This window comes from Sphingomonas sp. (genome assembly GCF_035555815.1).
In the GTDB taxonomy this organism is placed as follows: domain Bacteria; phylum Pseudomonadota; class Alphaproteobacteria; order Sphingomonadales; family Sphingomonadaceae; genus Sphingomonas.
Genome location: NZ_DATMGG010000120.1, coordinates 1 through 9,215, shown reverse-complemented (window position 1 = coordinate 9,215; position 9,215 = coordinate 1). Strand labels below are relative to the sequence as shown.

10 protein-coding genes are annotated in these 9,215 nt (G+C 72.0%); 2 read left to right on the top strand and 8 right to left on the bottom strand.

The features are described from left to right. The 3 genes from VNR91_RS06730 to VNR91_RS06720 form a co-directional block, all read right to left on the bottom strand. A partial coding sequence (locus VNR91_RS06730) for a tyrosine-type recombinase/integrase (RefSeq protein WP_325490001.1) occupies nucleotides 1-746 on the bottom strand: 746 nt, incomplete at its 3' end. Beyond that, nucleotides 746-2,584, bottom strand: a complete 1,839-nt coding sequence (locus tag VNR91_RS06725) for a hypothetical protein (protein WP_325490000.1) — start codon at nucleotides 2,582-2,584, stop codon at nucleotides 746-748. The genes VNR91_RS06725 and VNR91_RS06730, both read right to left, overlap by 1 nt. After that, nucleotides 2,568-2,702 (bottom strand): hypothetical protein, encoded by a 135-nt coding sequence (locus VNR91_RS06720; RefSeq protein ID WP_325489999.1) that lies wholly within the window; start codon nucleotides 2,700-2,702, stop codon nucleotides 2,568-2,570. The genes VNR91_RS06725 and VNR91_RS06720 overlap by 17 nt, the downstream gene beginning before the upstream one ends. A 73-nt stretch (nucleotides 2,703-2,775) precedes the next feature. Between VNR91_RS06720 and VNR91_RS06715 the strand changes: the two genes are divergently transcribed. Both VNR91_RS06715 and aroB read left to right on the top strand, forming a co-directional pair. Further along, nucleotides 2,776-3,315: a shikimate kinase gene (locus VNR91_RS06715; protein ID WP_325489998.1), complete on the top strand. Its 540-nt coding sequence runs from the start codon at nucleotides 2,776-2,778 to the stop codon at nucleotides 3,313-3,315. Next, nucleotides 3,312-4,418: a 3-dehydroquinate synthase gene (gene aroB, locus VNR91_RS06710; protein ID WP_325489997.1), complete on the top strand. Its 1,107-nt coding sequence runs from the start codon at nucleotides 3,312-3,314 to the stop codon at nucleotides 4,416-4,418. The genes VNR91_RS06715 and aroB overlap by 4 nt, the downstream gene beginning before the upstream one ends. 203 nt (nucleotides 4,419-4,621) lie before the next feature. Here aroB and VNR91_RS06705 read toward each other — a convergent pair whose 3' ends face one another. The 5 genes from VNR91_RS06705 to radA form a co-directional block, all read right to left on the bottom strand. Beyond that, complete coding sequence (locus VNR91_RS06705) at nucleotides 4,622-4,954, bottom strand: DUF423 domain-containing protein (RefSeq protein WP_325489996.1); 333 nt, start codon at nucleotides 4,952-4,954, stop codon at nucleotides 4,622-4,624. Continuing rightward, entirely contained in the window at nucleotides 4,951-6,726 is a 1,776-nt protein-coding gene (locus VNR91_RS06700) for a cation:proton antiporter (protein WP_325489995.1), read from the bottom strand. Before VNR91_RS06700 ends, VNR91_RS06705 begins: the two co-directional genes overlap by 4 nt. Continuing rightward, nucleotides 6,723-7,154, bottom strand: a complete 432-nt coding sequence (locus tag VNR91_RS06695; RefSeq protein ID WP_325490002.1) for an iron-sulfur cluster assembly scaffold protein — start codon at nucleotides 7,152-7,154, stop codon at nucleotides 6,723-6,725. Before VNR91_RS06695 ends, VNR91_RS06700 begins: the two co-directional genes overlap by 4 nt. Nucleotides 7,155-7,233: 79 nt before the next feature. After that, entirely contained in the window at nucleotides 7,234-7,788 is a 555-nt protein-coding gene (locus VNR91_RS06690) for a CvpA family protein (RefSeq protein ID WP_325489994.1), read from the bottom strand. A 64-nt stretch (nucleotides 7,789-7,852) separates the two neighbouring features. Further along, nucleotides 7,853-9,215 (bottom strand): DNA repair protein RadA (gene radA, locus VNR91_RS06685; protein WP_325489993.1); only part of this gene is annotated, 1,363 nt, incomplete at its 5' end.

Sequence of the window (9,215 nt, the reverse complement as noted above, 5' to 3'; positions counted from 1 at the left end):
TGGGTGGCGAAGGCGTGGCGCAGCACGTGCGGGCTGATCCGCTCGGGCGGAATCCCGGCCTGTGCCGCCAGCGCCTTGACCAATTGGTGCAGCCGAACGCGGGAGAGGTGGCTCTTCCCCGCCGGGAACAGCCACGGCTGGTCGGCCGCGACGTGCGCGCGCCACGCCGCCACCGCCGCCCGCGCCCGATCGGAGATCGGCACCAGCCGCTCGCGCCCGCCCTTGCCGCGCAGGATCAGATAAGGGCGGTCAGGGTCGACGGCGTTGCGGGGGAGCGACACCAGCTCGCTGGCGCGCAGGCCCGATCCGTAGAGCAACTCGATCAGCGCGGCGAGGCGCAGGTCGTTGGGGTCGGCGGGCACCCGTGCGATCCGCGCCGCGATCGCCGCGAACAGCGAATCGACGTCGGCGATCGACAGCACCTTGGGCAGTCCGCGCGCGGTGCCCGGCCGGGGCAGCACCGCGCCGGGATCGTCGCCGCGCAGCCCCTCCTCGGCCAGAAAGGCGAAGAACCGCCGCAGCGCCGCCGATTTGCGCGCCACCGTCGCCCGCGCCAGATCCGCCCAGCCGTCGGCAAGCCGTTGCAGCGCGGCGGCGTCGGCCGCGCCCAGCCGCCCCGAGAGCGCCGCCGACGCCAGCGTCAGGTCGCTGCGATAGGCGGCGAGCGTGTTCGCCGCCACCCCTGCCTCCGCCGCCAGCATCTCGAGGAAACGCTCGATCAGCGCGCGATCCTCGCCGGCGGTCATCAGAGCCGCGCGATCGCCTCCGCGGCGATCATCCGCGCCTCGCCCTCCAGCCCGACCGCGCGCAGCGCCGCGACGCTGTGGAACAGCATCTCGGGCGGTACGCCGCGCCAGCTGGTGGTCTGCATCCCGATGCCGGCGAGCACCAGCACCGTTCCAGCCTCATGCCGCGCCGCCGCCGCCGCGATCGCGCGGGTCCAGCTATTCTCCGCGCCCAGCCGCACGTCGAGCGCGCGCGCCAGATTCTCGGCATCGGACGACGACAGCCGGCCAAGCCCGGCCAGCCCGGCCAGCAGCATTCGCGCCTTGACCCGATCGGGATCGCCATCGGCGCCGCGGAAACCGTCGACCTGGCCATAGCTAACTCGGCCGCCGCGCGGATCGGTCAGCGCGATCATCGCCCAGCCGTCGCTCGCGGCGGGGACGACGGTGCGCCAGCGCGCGGCGGCGATATCGAGCCCCGCGGTGAGCATCGAGGCGACGATCCGCCCCGAATCGGCGGCGCGCGCGCCCTGCGGCGTCACCCGCGCGGCGGCGCGCGCGGTGAGGATCAGCCGGGCGTAGCGGCCGCGCGCATCGCCCGGCGCATCCCACAATTGCTTGAGCGCCGCCATGCGATCGTCGGGCGAGGCGGCGGCGAACGCCGTCCGCAGATCGCGCCCGACCGCGCCGGCCGCCGAATTGCTGTCGTCCGTCGCCGCGATCTCACCATAGAGGTCGGCGAGGGCCAGGCTGGACAGCACGCCCTGCGCCGCCGCCATGTCGGCGACCGCGACCCGCGCCAGCGGCTCGACCATCGGCGAGGTCGCGCGCCATGACGCCACCTGGGCGCCGACGGTGCCATAGAGCGCGTCGGGGATCGCCACCCCGGTCGCCGCCGCCAGCCCGTAGCGCCACATCGTCAGCCGGTCGGCGCCGTTCCATTCGGCCGTCTCGATCGTCACCGATCGCCCGCCGCCCGCGCCGACCACCTTTTCCGCCAGCAGCGAATCGATGGTGCGGCCGGTGGTCCGCCGCGCGGCGGTGAACAGCCGTCCGGCCTCCGCCGGCTTGCCCGCCAGCGCGGCGCACATCGCCTGCGCGAACGGCCAGCCCGCCTCGTTCGAGACGTGCACCGCCGAATCGGCCAGCGGGCACAGCCCGGCCGGATCGCCGGCGGCGAGCATCGCCTGCATCGCCACCTGGAACAGCTTGGGCGTGTAATCTTCCAGATCGACGCTCTGCACCACCGCGCGGGCCATGTCGGCCTCGCCCATGCGGATCAGCAGCCACGCGCGCTCGGCGGCGAAATCGGCGCCGTTGACCCCGCGCGGCGGCGCCACCCGCGACACCAGCGCGCGGCGCAGCGCGATCGACAGCCAGCGCGACGGCAACGGTGCGTCGAGCCGGCGCATCAGCCGCTCGACGAACGGGCCGGAGGTTCCGGTGAAGGCGTTGGCGCCGACGCCGCCGCTGCGCGGGCCGATCGCGCCGACGTCGCTCAGCGAGCGGCGGGCATAGTCGGGAATCTCATAGGCCGAGAGATCGACCGCCGCCGGCGTGGCGGCCGGGGTCGGCGTCGCGTCCGGCGCCGGCACCGGACCGGCGTCGGTCAGCGGCGTGGCGGCGGTCCCCGGCGGCGGCAGGACCGACGCGGGCGGGCGCTGCCCGGCGCCGGGCGCGGAGGCGGGCGCGGGCGTCGATCGCGGCGCCGGTGCCGGCGCGGGGGCGACCGGTTCGTTGAATCCGGGGGGGAGGATCGATTCGGGCGCGGTCTGCTGCTGGCTGACGGCGGCCAGCCCCGCCCCGCCGGCCAGCGCCAGGGCGAGCGCGCCCAGCCCGACGCTAGCTGAGATTTTCAAGCGAAACCGCCTTCTCGACCGGGGCCGGCGCCTTTTCGACGTTGCGCCCGGCGAGCCAGAAGGTGCCGCCCACCAGCACGATCAGCACGGCGACGACAATGATGAGAAAACGCGACATGACACAGCCTTTTGGGACGATTGCGCGCGCCTTTTGCCCGACCGGCACCCTCGCTGTATAGCCCCCGCCGACGATGAGACACGCCAATTCCTCCCTGCCCCCCTGGACGGGCAAGCCGATCGTCCTTGTCGGATTGATGGGCGCGGGCAAATCGACCGTGGGGCGGCGGCTGTCGCTGCGCCTCGACCTGCCGTTCGTCGATGCCGACAACGAGATCGAGACCGCCGCGGGGATGCCGATCAGCGAGATCTTCGACACCTACGGCGAACCCTATTTCCGCGACGGCGAGCGGCGGGTGATCGCGCGGCTGATCGACGGCACGCCCAAGGTGATCGCCACCGGCGGCGGCGCGTTCGTCAACCAGGAGACTCGCGCGCTGATCCTCGACCAGGCACTGGCGGTGTGGCTCGACGCCGAACCGCATGTGCTGGCCGCGCGCGTCGCCCGGCGCGATCACCGCCCGCTGCTGCGCAACGCCGATCCGCACGCGGTGCTGAGCGACCTCGCCACCAAGCGAAACCCCTTCTACGCGATGGCGCCGATCCGGGTGCCGAGCAACCACGCGCCGCACGACCATACCGTCGCGGCGATCCTGAAAGCCCTGGGACTATGACCGTCGTCCACGTCGACCTTGCCGAGCGCGCCTATGACGTCGTCATCGAGAGCGGGCTGCTGGCGCGGGCGGGCGCGCGGCTGGCGCCGCTGTCGCGCGGCCGGACGATGGCGATCGTCACCGACGAGAACGTCCGCCCGCACCTGACCACGCTCCAGGCGAGCCTGGCCGACGCCGGGGTCGCCAGCGAGGCGATCGTGCTGCCGCCGGGCGAATCGACCAAGAGCTGGGCGCACCTCGAGGCGCTGACCGACCGGCTGCTCGACCTGGGCGTCGAGCGCGGCGACCATGTCATCGCGCTGGGCGGCGGGGTGATCGGCGACCTCGTTGGGTTCGCCTGTTCGGTGGTCAAGCGCGGCTGCGGCTTCGTCCAGATCCCGACCACGCTGCTGGCGCAGGTCGATTCGTCGGTCGGCGGCAAGACCGCGATCAACGCGCGCGCTGGCAAGAACCTGATCGGCGCGTTCCACCAGCCGGCGCTGGTGCTGATCGATCCGCAGGTGCTCGACACGCTGCCGGCGCGCGAACTGCGCGCGGGCTATGCCGAAGTGGTCAAATACGGCCTGATCGACGATCCCGCGTTCTTCGAATGGTGTGAGGCGAATGCCCGCGCGCTGCTCGCCGGCGATCCCGCCGCGCGCGAACACGCGATCAGCCATTCGGTCGCCGCCAAGGCGCGGATCGTCGCCGCCGACGAACGCGAGACGACCGGGCTGCGCGCGCTGCTCAACCTTGGCCACACGTTCGGCCATGCGCTCGAAGCGGAGACGGGATTTTCCAGCCGGCTGCTGCACGGTGAGGGCGTGGCGGCGGGGATGGCGCTGGCCTATCGCTTCTCCGCCGCGCAGGGCATCGCGCCGGAGCAGGACGCCGAACGGGTCGCCGCGCACCTGCGCGCGGTCGGGCTGCCCGACAGCCCCGCCGCCGCCGGGATCGCGGCGGACGGCCAGGTGCTGGTGGCGCACATGCTCCACGACAAGAAGATGGATGCCGGCACGCTGCCGTTCCTGCTCACGCGCGGGATCGGCCGGACCTACCTCGACAAGACGGTGGACCTGGCGGCGGTGGCGGCGTTCCTCGACGCGATGCCGGCCGCCGCCTGAACGAGCGGCCTAGCGGCCAAACAACAGATAAAGAATGATAATCACCGGGATCGGCACTCCCAGCAGCCACAACAGACAACCCTTCCCCATGCACGGTCTCCCTCGTCAAGGCCGCGCCCGCCGCGACCTGAAGACAGGACAACGGCGCCGGCTGGCGAAGGTTGCATGTGGGAAACGATCAGCGAGAATCGGTCCGCGCGCGATCAGCCGCGCGCGGCGCTCCACGCCAGCCACAGCCAGCCGGCGATCAGCAGCACGCCGCCGATCGGGGTGACCGCGCCCAGCCAGCGCGGCGCGCCCACCGCCATCGCGTAGAGCGTGACCGCGAACACCGCGCCGCCGGCGACGAAGCACCAGCCCGGACCCGACGCGCCCGTGCGCAAAGCGACCAGCGCGGCAACGGCATGGATCATCTGATATTGCGCGCCGGTGCGCAGCCACTCCGCCGCCTGCCCGCTCGCGCCGTGCGCGCCGAACGCGCCGGCCGCCACCGCCAGCGCGCCCGACAGCGCCGCGACGATCATCAATCCGTTCATCCGCAATCCTCCCCGATCCCGCCCTTGCGCGGGGTGACGATCATCGTGTCGCGCGCGGCGCGGATGTCCCCCGCCTCATATTGCAGCTTCAGCCGTTCGCGGTCGCGCGCGCGGTACAGCTCCTCGCTGCGCCGGATCTCGTCGCCGTCGACGCCGATCGCGGCCATCGCCTCGCGCGCCATGCGCACCGCCGATTCGAGCAGCTCGCGCACCACCCCCGACGCCGCCGATCCCTTGATCTTGAGCAACTGGCGCCGGTCGAACGCGCGGACGAAGATCGCGGCATTGGGAAACGCTTCATGCACCGCGTCGACCAGATCGCCGTCGACCTTGTCGCCGTCCATGCAGAACAGGATCAGCTCGGCCTCCGCGGCCCCCGCCTGGCGCAGCAGGTCGATGCGGGTACCGTCGCCGTAATAGACGGTCGCGCCGAATTCCCCGGCGATGTCGATCATCTCGATATCGGTGTCGACCAAAGTCACCGCGATGCCCTGTGCCAACAGCATCTGGCCCACCGTCTGCCCGAAGCGGCCATAGCCGACGATGATCGCGTTCGATCCGTCCGCCTTCGGCCCGTCGCGCTCCTCGCTCTTGACCGGCTCCTCGCGCAGCCGGCTGGTCGCCATCATCAGGAACGGCGTGCTCGCCATCGACAGCGTGACGATCGCCGAGAACAGGCTCGCCGCCTCCGGCGCGATCAGCAGCGCGTTCTGCGCCTGCGCGAACAGCACGAAACCGAACTCGCCCCCCTGGCTGAGCAGCAGCCCCAGCGCCAGCGCGCCGCGCCACGTCATACGGAACGCCAGCCCGATCCCCATGATCACCACCATCTTGGTCGCGATCAGCGCCAGCGCCATGCCGAGCACGAACAGCGGCCGCTCGGCGATGGCGCTCAGATCGAGCAACATGCCGACGGTGAGGAAGAACAGCCCGAGCAGGATCGAGCGGAACGGCTCGACATCGGCCTCCAGCTCGTGCCGATAGGGCGAATCGGCCAGCATCATCCCGGCGATAAACGCGCCCAGCGCGGTAGACAGGCCGAGCGCCTCCATCAGCGCCGAACTGGCGATCACGGTGAACAACCCGGCGAAGACGAACATCTCGCGCTCGCCCAGATTGCCGATCAGGCGGAACAGCGGCCGCAACAGGAAGCGGCCCGCCAGCACCAGCCCGACGATCGCCGCCACCGTATAGGCCGCCAGCAGCCACCCCGGCGGCCCGCCGGCATCGGCCGGGTTGCGGCTCATCGCGGCGATGATGGTGATCATCGGCACGATCGACAGGTCCTGGAACAGCAGGATCGAAAAGGCCCGTTCGCCGAACGGGGTGCGCAGGCGGCCGGCCGACTGGAGCATCGGCAGCACCTGCGCGGTCGAGCTGAGCGCGAGCGGCAGTCCGAGCGCCAGCGCCGCTTCGGGCGAGAAGCCGGCGCCGAACCAGATGATCGCGGCGATGGTCACGCCGCACAGCACGACCTGCAACCCGCCGAGCGCAAAGATATCCTGCTTCATCCGCCACAGCCGCGACGGTTTCAGCTCCAGTCCGACCAGGAACAGCAGCAGCGTGATGCCGAGTTCGGAGAACTCCATCTTGGTCTCGGCTCCGCCGACCAGCCCGAGCACCTGCGGCCCGACCACCGCGCCGGCGACGAGATAGCCCAGCGTCGCGCCGAGCCCGAGCCGGCGGAAGATCAGCACGAACACCAGCGCGAAGCCGAACATCGGCACCATGTCGCGCACCAGGCTGGCGGTTTCGTGGGCGGCCTGGGTCATCGTGTCACCGCCTGGCGGGTTGCGTCGGCCACGGCGTCGAAGGCGAGGCGGATCGAGGGATGGCGCGCGCTGTGCGGCAGCGCGGGGGTCAGCAGGTCGAGCCCCGGCCAGCCGTCCGGCGGCGCGGTCCGCTCACCCGCCAGCCACGCCGCCAGCGCATCGCGCGCCGCCACCAGTTCAGCCAGCGACCGCCCGACCGCGTGCGTCGCCATCAGCGAGGCGGAGGCCTGACCCAGCGCGCAGGCGCGCACCGCCATGCCGATCGCCGCGACGCGCCCGGCGTCGTCGACATCGACGTCGACCGCGACCTGGCTGCCGCACACCGGCGACCGCTTCTCCGCCGTCCCCATCGGCGCGGCGAGCCGTTGCTGGAACGGCGCGGTGGCGGCGAGGCGCAGGATGGCGGTGTTGTAGAGCGGCGCGTTCACCGACCCCATGTAAGCGGCAAACGCCGCGCCGCACACCCCCTCGCTGGCGATTCCGCAGGCGCGACGCCGGGGTGGGACCCTAGCGCACGTTGACCGCCGTGCCGGCACTGTCCTCCACGCCGAACACCGGTTCGCCCTTGCGGCGACGGTCGACGAAATCGGCGATGCTGGCGCTGGTCGCGTTGAGCAGCGGGTAGGTGCGCGACGCGGTGATCCATTCGGGCCGCCGGGTCGGCCCGCCGCTGATCGTGTCGATCGCCAGCACCACCAGCAGGAACGCCAGGCTGACGAGGATCAGTCCCTTGAGCGCGCCGAAGCCGAACCCCAGCGCACGATCGACCGGACCGAGGATCGAGCTGCGCGTACGGCCGCCGATCGCGCGCGCCACCATCCGCCCGCCGAACCATGTCACGCCGCCGATGATCGCGAACGCCAGCGTCGCCGCCCCCGCCTCCGTCCCGACCACGCCCGCGAACAGCGCGGACAGCGGCGTGTGGAACAGCTTCAGCGCGAACACGACGAAGATCCACGCCATCAGCGACAGCACCTCGGTGACGAAGCCGCGCATCACCCCCAGGATCGCGGCGCCGCCGACGGCGATGAGCACCAGGATATCGAGTGCGGTCAGGCCCATGGACGTCTCACCCCCAGACGGTTCGCGGCACCAACGCCGGGCGAACGGCGCCTCGACGAACTCGCTATCCGCGCCCCAGCAGATGGTCAACGAAGCGCGTGAGGTTGGCGAAGCTCGCCACCGTCATCGCCGCCCCCTCGCTGCCCTGTTTCGCCGGCACCAGCGCGCGGGCGAAGCCGAGCTTGCCCGCTTCCTTGAGCCGCAGCGCGCCATGCGCCACCGGGCGCACCTCCCCCGACAGCGCGATCTCGCCAAAGGTCACCGCGTCAACCGCGATCGGGCGTTCGCTCAACGCCGACACCAGCGCCGCCGCCACCGCCAGATCGGCGGCCGGATCCTGCACGCGGTAGCCGCCGGCGATATTGAGATAGACCTCCGCCGAGGAGAAGCTGAGCCCGCACCGCGCCTCCAGCACCGCGAGGATCATCGCCAGCCGGCCCGAATCCCAGCCGACCACCGCGCGGCGCGGGGTGGCGCCCGACGCCAGCCGCACCACCAGCGCCTGGATCTCGACCAGCACCGGCCGCGTCCCCTCCAGCGCGGGGAACACCACCGTGCCGCTGACGCCTTCGTCGCGCGTGGTGAGGAACAGGCTCGACGGGTTCGACACCTCCGACAACCCGCCGGTCTCCATCGCGAACACGCCGATCTCATCGGTGCCGCCGAAGCGGTTCTTGGTCGCGCGCAGGATGCGGTACTGGTGGCTGCGCTCGCCCTCGAACGCCAGCACCGTATCGACCATATGCTCGAGCACGCGCGGGCCGGCGATCGCACCGTCCTTGGTGACATGGCCGACCAGCACCAGCGCGGTGCCGCGTTCCTTGGCGAAGCGGATCAGCTCCTGCGCCGACGCGCGCACCTGACTGACGGTGCCGGGTGCGCCCTCGATCAGGTCGCTGTGCATCGTCTGGATCGAATCGATCACCAGCAGCGCGGGGGCGTCGCCGTCGCCCAAGGTGGTGAGAATGTCGCGCACCGACGTCGCCGCCGCGAGCTGGACCGGGGCGTTGCCCAGCCCCAGCCGCCGCGCGCGCAGCCGCACCTGATCCGACGCCTCCTCCCCCGAGACATAGGCGACGCGCCGCCCGGCGAGCGCCAGCCGCGCCGCCGCCTGCAACAGCAGCGTCGACTTGCCGATGCCGGGATCGCCGCCGATCAGCGTCGCGCTGCCCTCGACAAAGCCGCCGCCCAGCGCGCGGTCCAGCTCGGCGATGCCGGTGCCCATCCGGTCGGGCAAGGGAATCGCGGTATCCAGCCCGCTCAACTGGATCGCACGGCCGCCCGATTGCAGATTGTGCCGCGCCTGGAACACCGTCACCACCGCGCCGGCATCCTCCACCAGCGTGTTCCAGTCGCCGCAGTCGACGCATTGCCCGGCCCATTGCGGGGTGACCGACCCGCACGCCTGGCACACGTAGCGTTTCTTC